This window comes from Methylocystis sp. MJC1 (assembly GCF_026427715.1).
Classification (GTDB): domain Bacteria; phylum Pseudomonadota; class Alphaproteobacteria; order Rhizobiales; family Beijerinckiaceae; genus Methylocystis.
On the sequence record NZ_CP107558.1, the window covers coordinates 2,095,247 to 2,114,073 of the forward strand.

Here is an 18,827-nt window from a genome sequence, read left to right on the forward strand (position 1 = left end):
GCTATTGCGCGCGCGACTGCGGCTTCGCGTCAGGCGGCGCGAGAACCTTTTCGACGTAAGGGGCTATTTTCGTGACGACCTTGGCGACGCCCGACGGATTGGGATGAAGGCCGTCGCCAAGCAGCAACTTCGGCTCGCCCCAAACGCCTTCCATGAAAAACGGAACCATCGTCACTCCATATTTGGCGGCGAGGTCGGGATAGATCGAATCAAATTCCTGGCGGTAAGCTTGCCCCCAATTGTTGCTCGAGACCATGGCGGCCAAGATGACAGTGACGCCTTTCGACTGAAAACTTTCGATCATCTTCGAAAGATTGGCCCGGGCCCCCTTGGGGGAGGAGCCGCGCAGCATGTCATTGGCGCCAAGCTCCAGGATTGCGACGTCAACGTGGCCGTCGGAGAGCGTATAGTCGAGGCGCGCGAGGCCGGTGGCGGTCGTGTCGCCGGAAACGCCGGCGTTGACCACATCGACGTCGTAGCCGTCCGCCTGAAGACGCTTTTTCAGCTGCGCGGGCAGCGAATCCCCCGCCGGGAGCCCCAATCCGGCCGTCAGGCTGTCGCCGAAAGCCAGAACGCGTTTTTGCGCCGCCTCGGCGCCGCCCGAAAACAATGCCATGGAAATGCTCAAGATTTGGAGCCAGCGCCCGAAGAGGCGATATAGGGGCGAAGCAAAAGCAAAATGCGTCTGAAGCGGCGCGTCGTTCAAGGATCGTCTCTCCGTGAAACCAGTGATCGAACTCGCGGACGTCCAACTAACGCTGGGCGAAGGCGCCGCGCGGGTCCATGTCCTGAAGGGCGTCAGCTTGAGCATAGCCCATGGCGAGACGGTTAGTCTCCTGGGACCTTCCGGTTCGGGAAAATCCACTCTGCTCATGACCCTCGCCGGGCTGGAGCGGCCTGACTCGGGCGTCGTCAGGATCAACGGGAACGACCTCGGCGTGCTCTCGGAAGACGCGCTGGCGCGCTTCCGTGGTCAAAAGATAGGGGTCGTCTTCCAGTCTTTCCAGCTGATTCCGACCATGACGGCGCTCGAGAACGTCGCTGTGCCCCTGGAGCTTGCGGGCAAGCCCGACGCCTTTGCCGTCGCCGAGGCGGAGCTCGCCGCAGTCGGGCTCGGCCATCGCCTCTCCCACTACCCGACCCAGCTTTCCGGCGGCGAGCAGCAGCGTGTCGCGCTTGCCCGCGCGCTCGCTCCCGAGCCGCTGATCCTCGCGGCCGACGAGCCGACCGGCAATCTGGACTCCGAGACCGGCGCTTCCGTCATCGACCTCATCTTCGCCCAGCAGAAGCGCCGGGGCGCGACGCTGGTGCTCGTCACACATGACGCGAACCTCGCGGCGCGCTGCGGACGTCGTGTGCGGCTGCGCTCGGGGCGCGTCGAGGCGGACGAAAGCTGATGGCGGACACGCGCTTTCGCTCTCTCCCCTTCGGGTTGCGCTTCGCGCTGCGCGATCTCCTCGGCGATCCGCGCGGCTTTTCGATCTTTATCGCCTGCATCGTCATCGGCGTCGCCGCGATCTCGGGCGTCTCGGGCCTGTCGCGTTCGCTCTCTCAGGGCCTCGCTCGAGAGGGCCGCACAATTCTCGGCGGCGACGCGTCGTACAGCGTCGTCGCGCGGGAGCTGACGCCCGAACAGCGCGCGTTTTTCGAAGCGCGCGGGCGCCTCTCGGAAATTTCGCTGATGCGCGCCATGGCCCGGCGCGACGACGGCGAGGCGGCGATGATCGAGATCAAAGCCGTCGACCCTGCGACCTATCCCGCCTTCGGCGCGGTCGCGCTCGATCCCGCCCTTCCGCTCGCCGACGCGCTGGCGGAGAAAGACGGCGTCGATGGAATAGCCGTCGAGCCGCTCCTGCTGGCGCGGCTCGACGTGAAGCTCGGCGATACGCTGCTGATCGGCAACAGTCGCGTGCAATTGCGCGCGACGCTGATCAGCGAGCCCGACAAGCTCGCCGGCGGCGTCGGCTTCGGCCCGCGCGTGATGATGACTCGCAAAGCGCTTGTCGCCGCGGGGCTGGTGTCGCCAGGCTCAGTCGTGCGCAACGCCACGCGCATTACGCTCAACGGAAACGCCAGCGACGAGCAGGTGAAAGCTTTCGCCAAATCCGCCGACGCCGCTTTCCCGCAGGCTGGCTGGGATCTGCGTACGCGCGACGCGGTCTCCCCCCAATTTTCGCGCAACCTCGATCGTTTCACCCAATTGCTGACATTGGTCGCGCTGACGGCGCTGGTCGCGGGCGGCGCCGGCGTCGCCAACGCCGTGCAGGGATTCGTCGAGCGCAAGCGCATGCAATTCGCCGTGCTGAAGGGCTTGGGCGCGACGGGCTCGCATGTCTTCGTCATTGCGCTTGCGCAGGTCCTGGCTGCGGCGGCTTTCGCGATCCTGCTCGGCCTCGCCGTGGGCGCCGTTATTCCAGTGGCCGCGGCGGAGACATTGAAGCAGCTTGCCGAGCTTCCCGTATCGGCCTCTCTCGATCTGCGCGGCGCGTCTTTCGGCGCGCTCTATGGACTGCTCGTGACGCTGATCTTCGCGCTCGTTCCGCTGGGACGCGCGCATGAAGTCCCGGTCGCGGCGCTGCTGCGCGACGACACGCGCAGCATAAAGCTCACGCGCTACCGCGCCGGCGCCTGGGCTGCGGCGGCGCTGCTCGCCGCGCTGATCATTCTCTCCTCTTCCGACCTCAAGCTCGGGCTCGCTTATGTGGGCGCCGCCGCTCTCGCCTTCGGGGCGTTGCGTGGAGCGGCCCGGCTCACCATGCATGCAGCCCGCGCCCTGCCCCGTCCGCGCGACGCGCGTTTGCGCTTCGCCCTCGCCAATATCTGGCGGCCAAAGAGCCTCACGCCCGCGCTCGTCGTCTCGATCGGCCTGACCCAGACCTTGCTCATCGCCCTCGCTCTCGTGGAAGGCTCCATCCACAATGAGCTCGCGCGCGCCGACGCCGGGGAAATCCCGAACTTTTACTTTGTCGACGCTCCGAAAGCGGAAGCGCCGGCCTTTGCCGCCTTTCTGGCCGAGCAGGTCCCCAGCGCCAAGATCGAGCATGTGCCCATGATGCGTGGGCGCATCGTCGAGGTGAAGGGCGTTCCCGTCGAGAAGATCAGCGTCGCCGATGACGCGAAATGGGCGCTCGACGGCGATCGCGGCGTGACGTTCTCGACCGACGTGCCAGCAAACTCCCGTCTGGCCGCGGGCGAATGGTGGCCGGCGGATTATAACGGCCCGCCGCTAGTCTCGCTGGAGGAGCGTGTCGCAGAGGGGCTGGGGCTTTCGCTGGGCGACGAGATCAAGGTGAATGTGTTGGGCCGCGAGACGGTCGCGAAGATAACCAGCCTGCGCAAGGTCGACTGGCGAAGCTTCGGCATCAATTTCGTGATGGTGTTTTCGCCGAACACCTTCGCGGCCGCGCCCTACACGCAGCTTTTCACCATCTCCTATGGCGCCCCGACCGTCGCCGCGCGCGACGCGATAGACGCGCGCCTCGCGCGCGAGGCCGCGAAGCGCTTCCCGATGATCGTGTCGGTGCGGGTCAAGGACGCATTGCAGGCGGTCGACAAAATCGCCGGGCAATTGGCGCTCGCCGCCCGGGCAGCGGCCGGGCTCGCCATCGTCACCGCCATTCTCGCCCTCGCCAGCGCCGTGGCGAGCGGCCAGCGGGCGCGGCTGCATGACGCCGTGGTGCTGAAGACTTTGGGCGCGACGCGCGGGTGGCTCGCAACGGCCTATGCGCTGGAATTCGGCCTTGTGGGCCTCGTCGCCTCGCTGATTGCGCTCTTGGCGGGCGCGGGCGCGGCCTTCGCCATGACGACGATGCTGATGAAGATCGACTTCGTTTTCCCGGTGGGCGCCGTGGTGACGATAACCGCGGCGGCGCTCGCGGTTACGATCGCGCTCGGCCTTGCGGGTACCTGGCGCGTTCTGTCGCGTCGTCCGGGACCGGAGCTGCGGGAGTTGTGAGCCTCAGGCGTCGACGAGCCGGAAAGCAAAATCCGGGACGGCGGCGCTGCAGAGAACCTCTTCCGCGCCCTTGCGGGTCACGCTGCCCCAGCCCGTTTCGCTCGGGCCAAGATGAACGAAGGCCACGCGCTCATTGGCGTCGACCACCCAGTATTCGCGCACGCCATGGCGCGCGTAGAGTTTTGCTTTGAGATCGAGATCATAGGCGAGGCTCGTGGCCGCAACCTCGATAGCGAGCAAAATATCGGAGCCGCGAACGTCCTGGGTCCGGAGTCGCTTCGAATAGACCGCGATGTCCGGTTCGACGAAAGTGCTCGGAGACAAGAAGAAGGAACTTTCGAAGCCGATCCTCAGAGTGTCCGGGCAGGCTTTGGAAAGCGCCATGCCGAGTTCTGATTTAATCAGCTCATGAGCGGAATACTTCGGTCCCTTGGGGACAATTTCCCCCTCGATCAGCTCGAAATTTTCTTCTTCGGAAATGATGCCGGCGTCCTGCATGGCGATAATCTCGTCGACCGTGAAGGCGCGGCGGTAATATCCTTCGGCGGCTTTGGTCATAGCGGACGGCATGAAGCGACGGCTCCTCGGGCGCAGCCTATCATAAGACGCGCAGCGCCGCGAGGAGCCGTGGCCGCCTCAACTTTGCGGCCGCATATCCTCAAAAACCGGCGCCGGGTCCGCGACGGCGCGCACGACGAAATCTAGCTTTCCTTCCACAATATCGCCATCGGCGGATAGCACCCGATAGGAAATCTTATATGGCCCTGGCCTCAGCATCGGAGCCGGGAGAATCATCTCCCGCGAGGCCTCTGGCTGCGTTGTCTCGGCAATCACAGCGCCGTTGTTGTCCGTCAGCTTCACGACGGAGAAATGAGCATCCGCGGTTCCTGAGAAGGTCAGCCTGATCCGCGACAACGGATGCATGACCTCCTGCCTCTTCGTGGGAACCGAGTCGACAAGATAAGCGTGAGCCAGGGCCGGAACCTGCGCTGCGGCCAAGGCGAACGCTGCAACGGCGATCGTCTGAGGCAGCATCATGAGCTTTTCTCCTGCTTGGCCACGACCTCCCGCGGCCTTCGCGAATTTAACGTCCGGCTGGGCCGTTCGTTCGCAGCCAGTTTTGAATTTCTCTAAGAAGGAGCCGCCCGCCCCCGGCTCTTGCCCTATCGGCGGCGAAACGGTAGAAGGACGAGATGCGCCGCCGGCCGAAAGGCCGTTTCGGCGCTTTTTGGCTTGACCGCGCCGTATCATGCGGGTGGGCCGCGAACCCCGACCCGGAAGCTGACGCCCGTGCCAGACAAGAGCGTTTTTTCGCTGCAGAATATCGGCGTATCGATCCTCGCTGGCCTCGCCGCCGCGACGATCGCGCTGGTCGTCACGCGCGGCGGCGTCGGCGGGCTCGTCTTCGCGCATCTCGCGCCACTGCCTATTCTCATCGTGGCCTTCGGCTTCGGGGTCGTTCACGGCGCGACCTCGGCGATTCTCGCAACGTTGATCCTCTCGGTCTATCCGCATCCGGTCGTGGGCATGGGCTATGGCTTGCTGGTCGCTGGCCCAGCCTGGCTCGCCGCCTATGCGGCGTCGGGCGCGCCGCGCGGCGGCCGCGATCTGATACGGGCGAATTTTTCGAGCTGGGCCTGTCTCGCGGCCGGCGGCGCCATCGCCTTCGCCGTCATCCTATGGCTCGTCGTCGCCTCCGTCAGCCAAGGCTCGCTCGACGAGGCGCTCAACCCGATCCGCGCCCGCGCTTTCATTCTGCTCGACAATATGCGGCGCGAGCAGCAGCTGCCCGAATCCTTGAACCCGACCGAGCTTTCAGGCCATGTCGCCCTCGCCGTGCCCGCCTTTCTGGCGGGTTACGGGCTCTTTGTGCTTGTCGCCAATATCTGGCTCGGCGCCGTCATCGCCCGCGCCTCGGGGCTTCTGACCCGCCCATGGCCGGACATCGCTATGGAGTTCCGTCTTCCCCGCAGCGTGGGCGGGCTTTTCCTGGCCGGCCTCGCGCTGACGTTTTTCCCTGGTCCGTCGGGGGCGATCGGTCTGGTTCTGGCTGCCGCCATGGGCTTGCTGCTGATGCTGCAGGGCCTCGCCGTCGTTCACATTTTCCTGCGCGGCTCCAAGTCCAGCGCATTGGTCCTCGCCATTCTCTATTTCATGCTCGGCTTCCTCGGATGGCCGATCGTGCCTCTCACAGTGCTCGGCGGCGCCGACACAATCTTCAACTATCGCGACCGCAAGACGGCCGCGGCGCCTCAAAATCCGGCGAAAAGCGATTGACAGAAGCCGGATTTTCCTGACAAAGGCGCCAACTCTCGGAGAAGAAGAAAATGGAAGTCATTCTGCTCGAACGCGTGGCCAAGCTCGGCCAGATGGGCGAAACGGTGCGCGTGCGCGACGGCTATGCCCGCAATTTCCTCCTTGCCCGCGGCAAGGCGCTGCGCGCCACGGAAGGCAACAAGAAGCATTTCGAGACCGAGCGCGCTCAGATCGAAGCGCGCAATCTCGAAGCTAAGAAGGAAGCTGAGGCGGTCGCCGAGAAGCTCGACGGGCAGACCTTCGTGATCATCCGCCAGGCGGGCGAGAGCGGCCATCTCTATGGCTCGGTCGCTACGCGCGACGTCGCCGAGGCCGCGACGGCCGGCGGCTTCTCGCTCAACCGCAACCAGATCGTGCTGACGCACCCGATCAAGGCGCTGGGCCTGCACAGCGTGCCGGTGCATCTGCACCCGGAGGTCGACGTCAAGATCACGGTCAACGTCGCCCGCTCGGAAGAAGAAGCCGAGCGCCAGGCGCGCGGAGAATCGGCCACGACCCGCGAAGAGACCTCGATGGACGATCTTGGCCTCGAGATCGGCGCGGCGCTGGCGGAAGCCGGCGACGTGGAGCTGTAAGAAGCTCTTCCTGCTTTTGGTTTTCGGCCCGGCGCTCGCAAGACCGCCGGGCTTTTTCTATGCTCCTCGCGAGCGCATCGAAGCAATCCAGAGCCCCATCGCTGCCCTGGATTGCCGCGTCGCTTCGCTCCTCGCAATCTGATTCGCCCTTGCTGGCAAGCGCTATCTCACCCACCGTCAGATTCTTTTGACGCTCTGTGGAAAAGACTCGCAACTTGCCCGCCTAAACCTTCGCTTAAGAGTCAAATCTGGCGCCAGTCGCTCGTTCATGCGAAGGTCACATTCGATCCCGCCGGCTTCCGCGTCGCGTGTTTGAAAGCCTCGGAATTTCATTCGCACTTAAACGAGCTGCTATGCCGCCAATCGAACAATTGGCGGGCCGGCGCGCCTTTCAGGTCGCGCAGCCCGAGACGCCCGCCTATCGCACGCCGCCCCACAATATCGAGGCCGAACAGGCGCTGCTCGGGGCGATTCTCGTCAATAACGACGCCTTCGACCGCGTCTCGGATTTTCTAAAGCCCGAGCATTTCTCCGAAGAGCTCCACCGCCGCATCTTTGAAACGACCGGCCAGCTCATTCGCGCCGGTAAGCTCGCGACCGTCGTCACCCTGAAGACCTTTCTCGCCGACCTCGAGCTGCCGGCCGGCGTCACCATACAGGCCTATCTCGCGCGCCTCGCGGCGGAAGCGACAACGATCATCAACGCCGAGGATTACGGCCGCATCGTCCATGACCTCGCGACCCGGCGCGAGCTCATCAGCATCGGCGAGGACATCGTCAACACGGCCTTCGACTCGCCCGTCGACGCGAGCCCGCGCGCGCAGATCGAAGAGGCCGAGCGCAAGCTTTATTCGATCGCCGAGACCGGCCGCTACGAAGGCGGCTTCCAGCGTTTCGCGGACGCGCTCACCATCGCGATCGACATGGCGTCGAGCGCCTATATGCGCGACGGCCATCTCTCGGGCGTTTCCACGGGGCTCGTCGATCTCGACGAGAAAATGGGCGGCCTGCAGAAGTCCGACCTCATCATCGTCGCCGGCCGCCCTGGCATGGGCAAGACGGCGCTCGCGACGAACATCGCCTTCAATATCGCCAAGGCCTATCAATTTGAGACCGAGCCGGACGGCTCGCACAAAACGATCAACGGCGGCATCGTCGGCTTTTTCTCGCTCGAAATGTCGGCCGAACAATTGGCGACGCGCGTCATCGCCGAGCAATCCGGCGTCGCGAGTTACAAAATCCGCCGCGGCGATCTCAACGAAGAAGACTTCCGCCGCATCGTCGATGCGTCGCGCGAGATGCAGAGCATTCCCTTTTACATCGACCAGAGCGGCGGCATTTCGATTGCGCAGCTTGTCGCCCGCGCGCGACGTCTGAAACGTCAAAAGGGACTCGATCTGCTCGTCGTCGACTATTTGCAGCTGCTCTCGGGCTCCAAGTCACGCGGCGACAATCGCGTGCAGGAGCTCACCGAAATCACCACGGGCTTGAAGGCGCTCGCCAAAGAACTGAACGCGCCGGTCATCGCGCTCTCGCAGCTCTCGCGTCAGGTCGAAGCGCGCGACGACAAACGCCCACAGCTCTCGGATCTGCGCGAATCTGGCTCGATCGAGCAGGACGCAGACGTTGTGCTCTTCGTCTACCGCGAGGAATATTATCTGAAGAACCGCGAGCCGCGCGAAGGCACGGAAGAGCACATTCAGTGGCAAGCCGAGATGGAGCGCGCCTATGGACGGGCGGAAGCGATTATCGGCAAGCAGCGCCATGGCCCGACAGGCACCGTGCCGCTCGCCTTCGAGGCCGAGGTGACGCGCTTCTCCAACCTTGCGGACGAGGACAAGCTGCCGGCGCCGGTGTGAGGCGCGGCGCTTAAACCGGATCTTCACGAGAATCTGCGCTTCACCCATTGGCGCGCATGCGATGATCGTCGACGCGATAGACGATGCAGCGGCGGCATTTTACCGAAAGCATCTCTTTGAGCCGTTCGCCAACACGTCAAACAGCCTCTTCTTGCCGCTCGCAACGACTCGTCGCCTGATTGAAGCGGATCAATAAACCGGCTCCGCCGCATCGCGGCGGAGCCTCTCCGTAAAGCCTCTCACGCGGCGTCAGTCACGAGACGCCACTGTCCATGCCTGTTTTGAACGGTCATAGCGGAAGCCCGGCGCGGCGCGGAGCTGATCCTTGTTGACGTTCATCGCGAGCCAGAACTTGTTTTCGCGCTGAGTCGGCGTCACGGCGTCGAAGGCGACAGCGACGTCCTTCTCGCCCATGCCGAGGAATCCGCCGACCGACACGATCACCGCCTGCACCTTGCCCTCGCGGTCGAGGAGCATGTCCTTGATCTCGCCCAACTTATTTTCCTGCTGATCATAGACGTTCTGATCGTACCAATTGGAGACAGCCGTCGCATGCTGCGGCAGCGTCGTCATCATCTGCGCCGGGGCGCCTGTCATCGCGCCCGTAGCGTTCAGCCCGCGCATGCTCGACCCGGCTCCCGGCCCCATGGTCGTGCCGGAGGTTCCACCGGATGTGCCGCCCGTGGCCTGGGCGTAGACGGCGCCGGCGCCCGCCGTCGCCAGCGCAGCCGCGAACATAATCGCTTTGAACATGTCAGTTACTCCGTCGTCGCAAGCGCGAATTCCGAGCGCACGACTTCGCACGCCCGTTTTCACGACTTCGCGCTCTTCGAGGCTCGAGTGCACGTGAGACTTGTTTCACGTGCCCCTACAACAGACGGGCTCGGGCGTTGTTCCTAGCTTGGCGGGGAGCGGGAGACGAGCGATTCGGGGACTCCATTGCGAGCGAAGCGAAGCAATCCAGGGCCGCCTTAGCTGCCCTGGATTGCTTCGTCGCGTCGCTCCTCGCAATGACGATCCGGCGTGCAACGGCTTACCGCGGTAGCACAGCCCAATAATCGAGATCGAGCAGCACCGCCGAATCCGGCTTGCCGTCGGCGGCGTTCAGCGGGAACTCGGCGCAGGGCTTGTCCTTGGTCGCGACGAGACGCAGGCGCAGCGCGCCGATGTCGGTGCGGCCGGGAATCTCCGCCTTATCCAGCACCTCGCTCCAGGCGAAGATGGTGCCGCCGGCAAAGAGCGGATTGACGTGCTTGCCGCCATTCACAGCCGAGACGTGGAACACGTTCTCCAGCCCGTTGAAGGATAGCGCGCGCGCCATGGAGATCACATGGCCGCCATAGATGATGCGCTTACCGAAGCGGCCCTGCGACTCATAATACTGGTTGAAGTGAACCTTAGAGTTGTTCTGGTAGAGGCGCGTCGCGAGCATATGCTCGGCCTCCTCTACCGTCATGCCGTCGATATGGTCGATCTTCTCGCCCACCTCATAGTCGCGCCAGAAGAAGGGCGAGCCGGCAAGCGCTTTGTCGTAAGCCGCGATATTGAGCGGCGGGACGGCCTTGCCGAGCTCGGACGGCGAGACGGCCTTCGGCAGCTCGGGCACGACGGCCGGGCCAACGGGGGCCTCCTTGTCGCGCTTCTTCACCATCACCCAACGCGCGTAGGAGAGCACCGTCTCGCCGCGCTGATTCTTGCCGGTCGTGCGCACATAGACGACGCCGGTCTCCTTGTTGGAATTCTCCTTGAGGCCGATAACCTCGGAGGTCGCGTCGAGCGTGTCGCCCGGATAGACGGGCGTTAGAAATTTGAAATCAGCATAGCCAAGATTGGCGATGGCGTTCAGCGAGACATCCGGGACCGTCTTGCCAAGCACGAGATGGAAGACCAGCATGTCGTCGATCGGCGCTTCCTGATAGCCGATCGCCTGGGCGAAGGCCTTGGAGGACTGCACGGCAAAACGCGGCAGATAGAGCGCCGTATAGAGCGCGACTTCGCCGACTGTGACAGTGCGCGGCGCGGCGTGGCGCAGCACCTGGCCGATCTTGAAGTCCTCGAAAAAATTGCCGACGTTGATTTTCGACTTGCTCATCTCTCTAGCCGTTTGTTGGCGCCAGCTTTGCCAGCGCATCGAGGTAGCGCGCGGGGTCGCCCGCGACGAAAAGCTTCTTCACGCGGCTCGTTTCGCCGGAGCGAATCGTCACCGCTTTTTTGGGCGCCGACAGCGCCTTGGCGATCAGCTCGATCAGAGCGGCGTTGGCGCGCCCGTCCTCCGGCGCGGCGCGCACCCGCGCCTTGAGCACGCTTTTGCCATCCGAGAGCGTCTCGATTCCATCTATGGCGTCGCGTCCGCCCTTGGGCGTCAATCGCAGCCAGAGCGTGACGCCGTCGGGCTCAGCCGACCAGGGCGGCTCAGCCATAGACCAGGGTGCGGGAGATCACGTCGCGCAGAAACTGCAAGGCGAGCAGCAGAATCAGCGGCGAGACGTCGAGGCCGCCGAATGCCGGCACAACCGAGCGGATCGGCCGCAGCGCCGGCTCGGTGAGGGCGTCGACCGCGCGCCAGATCATCTGCGCAGCCTGAGAGCGCATGTTGATCACGTCGAAGGCGGCGAGCCAGGACAGGATGACCGAGATGATCAACACCCACCAGTAGAGGTCGATGATAGTGAGAAGCAGATTCGCAACCGCGTAAGACATGCCTTCGTCCCGCAAATGATGGGCTCGCCGCCTTCCTAGCCTCCCCGCCCCCGCGCGGCAACCTTTGCGACGCCGCAAGCTTGTGTGCGAAAAATGACGTTCGGCGGCGATGGGCGATTGACAGGGAAAGTCGCGACGTTTATCCACCCGCCTCGGAGCGGGGCTGTAGCTCAGATGGGAGAGCGCTGCAATCGCACTGCAGAGGTCGGGGGTTCGAATCCCCCCAGCTCCACCAAAAGACCCCAACAAAACCAAAGGCAAAGAAAGAACCGCCTTACGAGCGGCCGGGGCGCTTTTTGGCTGGGGTGGCGCCGGGGAAGCACGCGCGCCATTTCGAAAATTGCCCTCCCCCACCTCGCCGGCTACACGCCAACGATCGAGCCCGCGAACGCCGCCAATGTGCTATGTTCATAAATGGTAACGGTCACCAGCATATTTTGACCGCAGAAAAGGAGACACCACCATGCCTCCCCAAGATACCGCCAGGTTTTACGAATGGCTAAACACGAGACTCACTAATAAGGGATACGTGGAAATAGGCCATATGGCCCCCGTTGATCGCGTCTTTCTTAAACACGGAGCGCTAAACCTCCCATATGTTATCGCTATCATAGACACGGCGCATGTATCGAATACGCCTAGCGAGATATTCGAACGGATCGAGAATTGGTTATCTCAGCTACACGGCGCCACTGGCGCGGCATGCATCATATTTCTTTACCACGGAACGCCGCTCGTAACGACGGTCGAGGAAATACAAGGAATAGGTGGATACGTTACCGCTGGCGCCCATGATCTTCGCACAGGGAAGCATTGGTTGAGCAACCATTTGAACTGGGAACAAGTGATCTACGGAGACTAAATTACGATTTGAGCCAAGTCCGAAAAAGGTCACCGCTCCGCCTTCGGATCTGCCGGCGTCTACTTCGTCGCGGAGAACGGCGGCGGGTTCGGCGCGCCTTTGCGGAAAGGACCGGACAAAAGTAGCGCATTTCGAAAAGGGAGCGCTGGAACCCTATGCAAAAGGCGATTGATCGCAGGTCTTTTTCCGCGGGAATTGGGGCAACGTTTCTTTTTGGCCTGCCTGGCAGGGCTGAAGAAAAGCACGGTCTTGATGGAACATGGGGCGGCGCCCAAAATGGCGTGACCGCGCAGATCATTATCGTAGGCGCCACTGTAATTGGCTTCTACTGGCGCAATGACTACCTCGATGCGGAGAGCCCAAAATTTTCCGACAATGGGCAGACCCTGTCCTTTGCCTTTCGGGGAGGCAAGGCTACGCTGAGGCGTACGAGTAAGCAGACTGCGACGATCGCGGTTACCGAAGGACCTAACGTGGTTAGCCTGGATCTTCGCCGAGACTGACTATCCAGGAAGCGGCAGGCGTCGAGTTCACCCCCAAGAATGGCGGTGAGCGGCTGTGAGGTTGGGGAAAGCAGGACCGGCGTGAGCGCTCTCATCCTCGCATTCATCATGATTTGCATCGGCGGAATTTGCATGCGCCGCGCCCTGTCTCGCGACTGGCGCCCGGTCGGGCAAGAGCGCCGGGCTTTCATACTCTTTTGCGGACTCTTCGGCGCCGGGAGCGTCGTTCAGGGCTTGGCGACGAGGAGCGACGCACTATTGCTTTCAATACGGAGCTTTGCCGGTCTTCTGCTTCTGGTGAGCGCCGCTATCGCGATTAAGCGCGGTAGGTGAGAGTGGCGCAGGCGGACCTCTGCCGTAAATAAACCCGTTGCGGCTGTCCGCCTTAGCGGCTGCCGCGCTCACCAAAATACGGAGGCTCCGGCGGGCAGTCGGGCGTCGCGCACCTCGGCTTGTAGGCATAAGGGATCATCGCGGCGATAAACATCGCGGCGCCCAGGACGATGATGGCAAGTCTGTAATTCATGGCGGCCCTCTTCTTGATCTGTTTGGGCCCGCGGAGCCTTTGCGTCCGTGACAATGTCGCTCAATCGCCTGGCGGTCGTCCCGCCTGCCTTTGGCCAGCGTCGCCTTCAGTTGACGAAGATGGCGTGGCCTTCGTTACGACGCCGCAGACGGCAATTTGAATTTTGTAGGGTTGACCACGGATGGCGCCCACCAATCTTCCCTCGCATGCTTGTCGGGAAAGCGCAGGCGAAAATGGCCCGTGTCCAGTTTTACAAATTAGCCATTGGCGGTGGGGTTGGGCGCCTGGTGGGGAGTGTGTCCATACCGCCATTCCCCCATGAACAGGCGTTCATTTCATGGGCGCAGAAGGAGCTTCCTGACAGGCGCGCAAACCCCAATATCTGGGAATGGCCCGAAGCGGTTCGCGCTATTGACGAATCCGGGGCCGAGCTGTTCCGCTGGACAATCTGGAATCAAATCCAAGCTGGGAAGCCGCTTACCAGTGCGGATCGAACCTAAGGCGAGAAGCGCCTTTACACATTTGTGAGGCGCCGGTCTCTCACCCAACGGTTCAGGACGACGAGCGCCGCACCGTCTTGATCGCGGCCAGCGGTTGTCCCGAGCGCTCGGAGATCTCGCGATCCTGCTCTTCGAGGGCTGCGCGCGCGGGCGCGTCGCCGTCGAGCCCGCCAAGAATCTCCTTCGGAACGCGGCGATTGGAGCGTTGGGTGCCATCTTCGTAGATGACGTCGAAGAGCACGAATTCGCTCTTCGAAGCGGGTTTACGGGCCATGGTTAGACTCTCCTATGGTGGGAGGACGCTATCGATTAGCGGCCGGCCACGTCGCGTGGCCGGCATAGCATCAATTGGACTGAGCTGCTGCAGCAGGCGCCGCAGGACGCGGCTTCGTGGGGCGGGCCTTGCTCTTTGGCATGGGCAAGAGCCCCTCGCGTTGCGCCTGCTTGCGCGCGAGCTTGCGGGCGCGGCGAATAGCTTCCGCCTTTTCGCGCGCGCGCTTCTCCGAGGGCTTTTCGTAGGCGCGGCGCAGTTTCATTTCCCGAAAGACGCCTTCGCGCTGCATCTTCTTCTTGAGCACACGAAGCGCCTGATCGACATTGTTGTCGCGAACCAGAACCTGCACGAGTTTTCCAATCTGAACAGAGGGATCGTCTCTTAGGTGAGACATCTATGACGCGTCCCGATGCTCCGGCGTCGAAGCGAGAGCTGCGAGAACGCGGATATCAGGAAGATCTCAGGGTGGGGGACTTCACGTTCGATCGACCGAACGCCCCTGTCCCCTCTCCTGTACGGTAATGCGCCAGTAAGCGCCAGTCGCTAACGCGCGAGCGCGGCAATGCAGCCTTGAACCCATTTTGGGCGGGCTGGGCCTATATTGCCGCGTTTTAGCGAAAGCGCAGGGAAGACCGCGGTTGCGCGAAGGATCAAAGCGTGCTCCAAAAGGGCTAAGCCTAAATGGCCTTAACCAGCATGCGGCTGCGCCGCAGTTTCCTGGTTTTCCTCGCCCCTGACGCTCTTGTCACCGTACGCTGACGGTGATTCGCCGCTATCCACGCACGACAGAAGCGCCCTGTCGGCGTCGACTCTTAACTGTCCAGGCACCTCACGCAATGACTTTCTTTGAAGCGAGCCCCGCGCTTGCCCGTGCGCTCGAAGAGCGCAACTACACCGCGGCCACGCCCGTTCAGGCCGCGGTCCTGGCGCAGGGCCACGTCGGCGATATGCTCGTTTCGGCGCAGACCGGCTCAGGCAAGACAGTCGCTTACGGATTGGCGATCGCGCCGACGATTCTCGGCGACACGGGGCAGATCGCCGACGCAAGCGCGCCCGTCGCGCTCATTGTTGCGCCGACCCGCGAGCTTGCGCTTCAGGTCGAGCGCGAACTCGGCTGGCTGTATCAATACGCGTCGGCGCGCATCGTCTCTTGCGTCGGGGGCATGGATGCGCGCCTCGAAAGACGCAAACTGTCTGAGGGCGCCCATATCGTCGTCGGCACGCCGGGACGCCTGCGCGATCACATAGAGCGCGGCGGGTTGAAGGCGGCGATGCTCAAGGCTGTTGTCCTCGACGAAGCCGATGAAATGCTCGACCTCGGATTCCGCGAGGACCTCGAGTTCATACTGGAAGCGGCGCCGCGTGAGCGACGCACCTTGATGTTCTCGGCCACCATGCCGAAAGGCATCGCGGCGCTCGCCAGACGCTATCAGCGCGACGCGAAGCGGATCGACGTCGCCGCAGGTTCGCGGGGCCACGCAGATATCGAATACAGGGCGATTCGTGTGGCGCCGAACGAGACCGAATTCGTGACGGCCAATCTCCTGCGCTATTTCGAGGCGCCGACGGCGATCGTTTTTTGCAATACGCGCGAGTCCGTGCGGCATTTGCACGCGACCTTGCTCGAACGCGGCTTCTCGGCGACGCTTTTGTCGGGCGAATTGAGCCAGCATGAGCGAAACCACTCCATGCAGGCGCTACGCGACGGGCGGGCGCGCGTCTGCATCGCGACGGATGTGGCCGCTCGCGGCATCGACCTGCCGAATTTGGATCTGGTTATCCACGCAGACCTTCCGCATGACGTCGAAGCCCTGCAACACCGTAGCGGGCGCACCGGCCGCGCCGGCCGCAAGGGCGTCAGCGCGCTGCTCATCCCCGCCTCGCGGCGCAGACGCGCCGAGCGGCTGCTGGCGGACGCGGGCGTGGGCGCGCATTGGAGCGGGCCGCCAACAGCCCAGGAAATCCGCGACTTGGACCAAAGCCGCATGCTGAAGGATCCGCTTCTGACGGAACCGCCCGCGGAAGAGGACTTTCGCGTGGCGGGCTTGCTTCTCGCCGAACGAACGCCGGAGCAGATCGGCGCGGCGCTGGTCCGACTCTACCGCTCCCGTCTTCCGTCGATCGAGGAGGTCGTGGATCCCGGGGAGGAACCCGCCCGCCGCGACACGCGCAAGCCGCGGCTCTCTGCCGCTCAGATGTGCGACGACGCTCGGAAACGCCCGCCTGCAGTCGGCCTGTCCGAACCCGGCGTGTGGTTCCGCCTCGATATCGGCCGCAAGAAGAACGCCGATCCCAAATGGCTCTTGCCGATGCTCTGCCGAAAAGGCGACGTTGCAAGGCAGGATATCGGCGTCATTCGTATTTTCGACCATGAAACGAAAGTCGAAATCTCGTCGCGGGTCGCAGCGCAATTCGCCGCGAACATGCGCCGTCCTGGCGGCGACAACATCCGTGTCGAGCGATTGAGCGGGGGCTCGTCGGGGGGCAAGTCGCGCAATGACGCCAAGCCTCAAAGCCAAAAAGAACCCAAAAGCAGGGATCAAAAAAGAAGCCGGAACAAAACGCAGTGATGGATTGGACCGATAGAGAATCGGTGACCAGCCCTTGAGCATCTTTTATTAAGCAATCCGATTTCTTATCTTCAGCATTGGCCATAGTTGGCCTGGAACCGCCCGAACCCGATAAGATGCTACAGCGTCTTCCGGTTCGGGCTCGCGCATTAACAGGAGAAACGAGTGGCTAGAGTGACAAGCAAGCGGTCGTCTTATCTCTACGGCTTCAACGAGTATCGCCGTGGCGACGCGTATGTTTATCTCGGGGTTTCATTTGAGCGCGTCCGCAACGCCGCCAAGATGTATGGCTCTCGAAATAAAATGCGGTTCGAGATTACCGAGACAAAAAAGGGCGCTAGAGTTGAGCGCATCGCATAATCCTTTTTGTCGGTGAAGGCGGCGGTTCGAAAGAGTGTCGAAACCCCTCATCGGGCATCAGCTGAGTTGCTTCGAGGCAGCGGCGAGCAGGCGCGTTATCGGCAAACAATAGCGCGCCCTATATACGAGATCGCCGCCTGGCATGACGCACAGCTTCAGGGAGGGCGAGATGCTGACATTCAAATCGCTGATCGTAAGTGGTTTGCTTATCGTCTCTTTGACGGCCAGCAGCTCCGCTGCCGAAAAATCTTCAGGTTTTTTGCAGAGCGGAGACCGCGCAACGCCGAACCATAGCCAGCGCCTGGAAGTGGCGCAGCAGTCCTGCTCGATCGAATGCAACGGTCATTTGTATACTCAGTCTTGCGGCGAGCGCCAAGGCGCATGCAGCTGCAACTGCTACTCAGATCCTATTTGCGCCTGCCGATGAAGCGAGGCGAAGGGATTATCTCTTAGCGCGCTTCCGCTCGCGTGGAATCGTGCGAGCGATAAGCGTTCGCGCAAAATCAATCTATCGGAGCGCATTCTTGTCGCAAAAGTCTGCAACTTTTGCGGAATGCGCACTAGGGACGCACGGCCCTGCGCAGGCGCGGCGAAGCCGCCGGCGGCGCGCTTTCTTCGAGCGCCCCCTCCGGCGAGGCGCTGGGCGCCGCGGGCGCGCCAGCAGAAGCGACGGCGCCCTCCCCGCTTTCGCTTGGGAAGATGCGCGCAAGCACGGCCTTGCCACGGTAGGCCACAGGCGCCGGCAAGGGCACATAGCCCAGCTCGAGGGCCATCTTCTGGCCGTCGACCAGTATGAAATCAACGAAAGCGGAGACCGTCCTCAGCTGCTCCGCCGGATAGTCCCAATGCAAAATCAGCCAGCTGTAGGAAACGATCGGATAGGCGCCGGGGCTCGAGGGATCGAGAATCGAGGCCTTCAGATTTCCCAGCCCCAGATAGGAAGATTGGTTGATCGCCGCGGCGCCGGCCTCTGGCGACGGCGCGACGAACTTGCCCTCTTTATTCTCCAGCGCGGCCACCGGAAGGCCGACACGCTTCGCATAGCCATATTCGACGTAGCCGATGGCGCCTTCCCGGCGCTTCACGAGCGCAGCGACGCCTTCATTCCCCTTGGCGGCGGCGACGAACGCCGGCCAGGACGCCTTCTTGCCGACGCCAATGCCGCTCTCGGCCCAGGAGGGGCTGATCGTGGCGATATGGCTGGTGAATGCGAAAGTGGTCCCGCTGGACTCTTCACGCGCGATCACGGCGATGTCGCGCGCCGGCAGACGAAGCTGAGGATTGGCGGCCACGATTCTGGGATCGTCCCAACGGCGGATTTTACCCTGGAAAATATCCGCGTAGACGTCTCGCGGCAGTTTCAGCTGGCCCGCCACGCCTGGCAGATTATAGGCGAGCGCCACCATGCCGGCGGTAACAGGAAACTGTGCGCCGACGCCGCCTGAGCGGTCTTCGCTGGTTGTCGGAACGGCGACGTCGCTTCCCGCGAAATCAACGACGCCGGCGGTAAAGCGCGCAATGCCCTCGCCCGAGCCCACTGGCTCGTAACGCAGCGTGACGCCGGCATGCTCTTTATGAAAGCGCTCGATCCAGGCCTTGTAGAGCGGCGCTGGGAAGGTCGCGCCGGCGCCGCGAAGCTCGACGGCCGCCGCTGTCGCCACAAAGCCAAACGCGCCAACCAGAAGTGCGCCGATTCCGAGCCCCGCGGCCTTTGCCGGAAGGACTCCAACACGAGACGTCATGACAGTGCCCTGGGAGGTTGCAGCAAACGGGCCCCGATGCTGCGCGCAACGGAGCCCGACATAATTTTTCGCTGGCATCCTCGGG

General features: G+C 63.0%; 20 protein-coding genes and 1 tRNA gene. 10 read left to right on the plus strand and 11 right to left on the minus strand.

What is annotated here, in order from left to right:
- Position 1: 1 nt before the first annotated feature.
- Positions 2 to 616: an arylesterase gene (locus tag OGR47_RS10210; protein ID WP_246729551.1), complete on the minus strand. Its 615-nt coding sequence runs from the start codon at positions 614 to 616 to the stop codon at positions 2 to 4.
- Positions 617 to 719: 103 nt separating this feature from the next.
- Here OGR47_RS10210 and OGR47_RS10215 point away from each other — a divergent pair, with 103 nt between their 5' ends.
- Both OGR47_RS10215 and OGR47_RS10220 read left to right on the plus strand, forming a co-directional pair.
- Positions 720 to 1,397, plus strand: a complete 678-nt coding sequence (locus OGR47_RS10215; RefSeq protein ID WP_165048769.1) for an ABC transporter ATP-binding protein — start codon at positions 720 to 722, stop codon at positions 1,395 to 1,397.
- Positions 1,397 to 3,955, plus strand: a complete 2,559-nt coding sequence (locus OGR47_RS10220) for an ABC transporter permease (RefSeq protein WP_165048771.1) — start codon at positions 1,397 to 1,399, stop codon at positions 3,953 to 3,955. The genes OGR47_RS10215 and OGR47_RS10220 overlap by 1 nt, the downstream gene beginning before the upstream one ends.
- A 3-nt stretch (positions 3,956 to 3,958) precedes the next feature.
- Here OGR47_RS10220 and OGR47_RS10225 read toward each other — a convergent pair whose 3' ends face one another.
- Entirely contained in the window at positions 3,959 to 4,525 is a 567-nt protein-coding gene (locus tag OGR47_RS10225) for a Uma2 family endonuclease (protein WP_165048774.1), read from the minus strand.
- Between the two features lie 66 nt (positions 4,526 to 4,591).
- Positions 4,592 to 4,993, minus strand: a complete 402-nt coding sequence (locus tag OGR47_RS10230; protein ID WP_165048776.1) for a copper resistance CopC family protein — start codon at positions 4,991 to 4,993, stop codon at positions 4,592 to 4,594.
- A 252-nt stretch (positions 4,994 to 5,245) separates the two neighbouring features.
- On the opposite strand from OGR47_RS10230, the gene OGR47_RS10235 reads away from it, so the two are divergent.
- The 4 genes from OGR47_RS10235 to OGR47_RS10250 all read left to right on the plus strand — a co-directional run bounded on the left by OGR47_RS10235 (position 5,246) and on the right by OGR47_RS10250 (position 8,901).
- Positions 5,246 to 6,232: a DUF2232 domain-containing protein gene (locus OGR47_RS10235; RefSeq protein WP_165048778.1), complete on the plus strand. Its 987-nt coding sequence runs from the start codon at positions 5,246 to 5,248 to the stop codon at positions 6,230 to 6,232.
- A gap of 50 nt (positions 6,233 to 6,282) precedes the next feature.
- Positions 6,283 to 6,846, plus strand: coding sequence for a 50S ribosomal protein L9 (gene rplI / locus OGR47_RS10240; RefSeq protein ID WP_165048780.1), 564 nt, complete (start codon positions 6,283 to 6,285; stop codon positions 6,844 to 6,846).
- A gap of 353 nt (positions 6,847 to 7,199) precedes the next feature.
- Positions 7,200 to 8,705, plus strand: a complete 1,506-nt coding sequence (locus OGR47_RS10245; protein WP_165048783.1) for a replicative DNA helicase — start codon at positions 7,200 to 7,202, stop codon at positions 8,703 to 8,705.
- Positions 8,706 to 8,766: 61 nt separating this feature from the next.
- Positions 8,767 to 8,901: a hypothetical protein gene (locus OGR47_RS10250; protein ID WP_256367612.1), complete on the plus strand. Its 135-nt coding sequence runs from the start codon at positions 8,767 to 8,769 to the stop codon at positions 8,899 to 8,901.
- A 53-nt stretch (positions 8,902 to 8,954) separates the two neighbouring features.
- Here OGR47_RS10250 and OGR47_RS10255 read toward each other — a convergent pair whose 3' ends face one another.
- The 4 genes from OGR47_RS10255 to OGR47_RS10270 all read right to left on the minus strand — a co-directional run bounded on the left by OGR47_RS10255 (position 8,955) and on the right by OGR47_RS10270 (position 11,405).
- A complete protein-coding gene (locus OGR47_RS10255; protein ID WP_165048785.1) occupies positions 8,955 to 9,458 on the minus strand; it encodes a PRC-barrel domain-containing protein in 504 nt (167 codons plus the stop codon).
- 280 nt (positions 9,459 to 9,738) lie between these two features.
- Positions 9,739 to 10,797: a MaoC family dehydratase gene (locus tag OGR47_RS10260; RefSeq protein ID WP_165048787.1), complete on the minus strand. Its 1,059-nt coding sequence runs from the start codon at positions 10,795 to 10,797 to the stop codon at positions 9,739 to 9,741.
- Between the two features lie 4 nt (positions 10,798 to 10,801).
- Positions 10,802 to 11,125 (minus strand): DUF167 family protein, encoded by a 324-nt coding sequence (locus OGR47_RS10265; RefSeq protein ID WP_165048789.1) that lies wholly within the window; start codon positions 11,123 to 11,125, stop codon positions 10,802 to 10,804.
- On the minus strand, positions 11,118 to 11,405 hold the full coding sequence (locus tag OGR47_RS10270) for a YggT family protein (protein WP_165048791.1): 288 nt from the start codon (positions 11,403 to 11,405) through the stop codon (positions 11,118 to 11,120). The genes OGR47_RS10265 and OGR47_RS10270 overlap by 8 nt, the downstream gene beginning before the upstream one ends.
- 159 nt (positions 11,406 to 11,564) lie before the next feature.
- Here OGR47_RS10270 and OGR47_RS10275 point away from each other — a divergent pair.
- Together OGR47_RS10275 and OGR47_RS10280 are read left to right on the plus strand one after the other, a co-directional pair.
- Positions 11,565 to 11,640, plus strand: a tRNA-Ala gene (locus OGR47_RS10275).
- 782 nt (positions 11,641 to 12,422) lie between these two features.
- A complete protein-coding gene (locus OGR47_RS10280) occupies positions 12,423 to 12,770 on the plus strand; it encodes a hypothetical protein (RefSeq protein ID WP_165048793.1) in 348 nt (115 codons plus the stop codon).
- A 385-nt stretch (positions 12,771 to 13,155) separates the two neighbouring features.
- On the opposite strand, the gene OGR47_RS10285 is transcribed toward OGR47_RS10280, so the two are convergent.
- The 3 genes from OGR47_RS10285 to rpsU all read right to left on the minus strand — a co-directional run bounded on the left by OGR47_RS10285 (position 13,156) and on the right by rpsU (position 14,419).
- Positions 13,156 to 13,296 (minus strand): hypothetical protein, encoded by a 141-nt coding sequence (locus OGR47_RS10285; protein WP_165048795.1) that lies wholly within the window; start codon positions 13,294 to 13,296, stop codon positions 13,156 to 13,158.
- Between the two features lie 552 nt (positions 13,297 to 13,848).
- On the minus strand, positions 13,849 to 14,070 hold the full coding sequence (locus tag OGR47_RS10290) for a hypothetical protein (RefSeq protein ID WP_165048797.1): 222 nt from the start codon (positions 14,068 to 14,070) through the stop codon (positions 13,849 to 13,851).
- A gap of 70 nt (positions 14,071 to 14,140) precedes the next feature.
- Positions 14,141 to 14,419, minus strand: a complete 279-nt coding sequence (gene rpsU / locus OGR47_RS10295; RefSeq protein WP_165049170.1) for a 30S ribosomal protein S21 — start codon at positions 14,417 to 14,419, stop codon at positions 14,141 to 14,143.
- 487 nt (positions 14,420 to 14,906) lie between these two features.
- Between rpsU and OGR47_RS10300 the strand changes: the two genes are divergently transcribed.
- Together OGR47_RS10300 and OGR47_RS10305 are read left to right on the plus strand one after the other, a co-directional pair.
- Positions 14,907 to 16,640: a DEAD/DEAH box helicase gene (locus OGR47_RS10300; protein ID WP_165048799.1), complete on the plus strand. Its 1,734-nt coding sequence runs from the start codon at positions 14,907 to 14,909 to the stop codon at positions 16,638 to 16,640.
- 529 nt (positions 16,641 to 17,169) lie between these two features.
- Positions 17,170 to 17,427 (plus strand): hypothetical protein, encoded by a 258-nt coding sequence (locus OGR47_RS10305; protein ID WP_165048801.1) that lies wholly within the window; start codon positions 17,170 to 17,172, stop codon positions 17,425 to 17,427.
- 133 nt (positions 17,428 to 17,560) lie between these two features.
- On the opposite strand, the gene pstS is transcribed toward OGR47_RS10305, so the two are convergent.
- The gene (pstS, locus tag OGR47_RS10310) at positions 17,561 to 18,742 is read right to left on the minus strand and encodes a phosphate ABC transporter substrate-binding protein PstS (RefSeq protein ID WP_165048804.1); all 1,182 of its coding nucleotides are present in this window, start codon (positions 18,740 to 18,742) and stop codon (positions 17,561 to 17,563) included.
- Positions 18,743 to 18,827: the final 85 nt, after the last annotated feature.

Coding starts and splice junctions, on each gene's coding strand:
- OGR47_RS10210 (WP_246729551.1), bottom strand. CDS start 616: ATGGCATTGTTTTCGGGCGGCGCCGAGGCGGCGCAAAAACGCGTTCTG.
- OGR47_RS10220 (WP_165048771.1), top strand. CDS start 1,397: ATGGCGGACACGCGCTTTCGCTCTCTCCCCTTCGGGTTGCGCTTCGCG.
- OGR47_RS10225 (WP_165048774.1), bottom strand. CDS start 4,525: ATGCCGTCCGCTATGACCAAAGCCGCCGAAGGATATTACCGCCGCGCC.
- OGR47_RS10230 (WP_165048776.1), bottom strand. CDS start 4,993: ATGATGCTGCCTCAGACGATCGCCGTTGCAGCGTTCGCCTTGGCCGCA.
- rplI (WP_165048780.1), top strand. CDS start 6,283: ATGGAAGTCATTCTGCTCGAACGCGTGGCCAAGCTCGGCCAGATGGGC.
- OGR47_RS10245 (WP_165048783.1), top strand. CDS start 7,200: ATGCCGCCAATCGAACAATTGGCGGGCCGGCGCGCCTTTCAGGTCGCG.
- OGR47_RS10250 (WP_256367612.1), top strand. CDS start 8,767: ATGATCGTCGACGCGATAGACGATGCAGCGGCGGCATTTTACCGAAAG.
- OGR47_RS10255 (WP_165048785.1), bottom strand. CDS start 9,458: ATGTTCAAAGCGATTATGTTCGCGGCTGCGCTGGCGACGGCGGGCGCC.
- OGR47_RS10260 (WP_165048787.1), bottom strand. CDS start 10,797: ATGAGCAAGTCGAAAATCAACGTCGGCAATTTTTTCGAGGACTTCAAG.
- OGR47_RS10265 (WP_165048789.1), bottom strand. CDS start 11,125: ATGGCTGAGCCGCCCTGGTCGGCTGAGCCCGACGGCGTCACGCTCTGG.
- OGR47_RS10270 (WP_165048791.1), bottom strand. CDS start 11,405: ATGTCTTACGCGGTTGCGAATCTGCTTCTCACTATCATCGACCTCTAC.
- OGR47_RS10280 (WP_165048793.1), top strand. CDS start 12,423: ATGCAAAAGGCGATTGATCGCAGGTCTTTTTCCGCGGGAATTGGGGCA.
- OGR47_RS10285 (WP_165048795.1), bottom strand. CDS start 13,296: ATGAATTACAGACTTGCCATCATCGTCCTGGGCGCCGCGATGTTTATC.
- OGR47_RS10290 (WP_165048797.1), bottom strand. CDS start 14,070: ATGGCCCGTAAACCCGCTTCGAAGAGCGAATTCGTGCTCTTCGACGTC.
- OGR47_RS10300 (WP_165048799.1), top strand. CDS start 14,907: ATGACTTTCTTTGAAGCGAGCCCCGCGCTTGCCCGTGCGCTCGAAGAG.
- OGR47_RS10305 (WP_165048801.1), top strand. CDS start 17,170: ATGCTGACATTCAAATCGCTGATCGTAAGTGGTTTGCTTATCGTCTCT.
- pstS (WP_165048804.1), bottom strand. CDS start 18,742: ATGACGTCTCGTGTTGGAGTCCTTCCGGCAAAGGCCGCGGGGCTCGGA.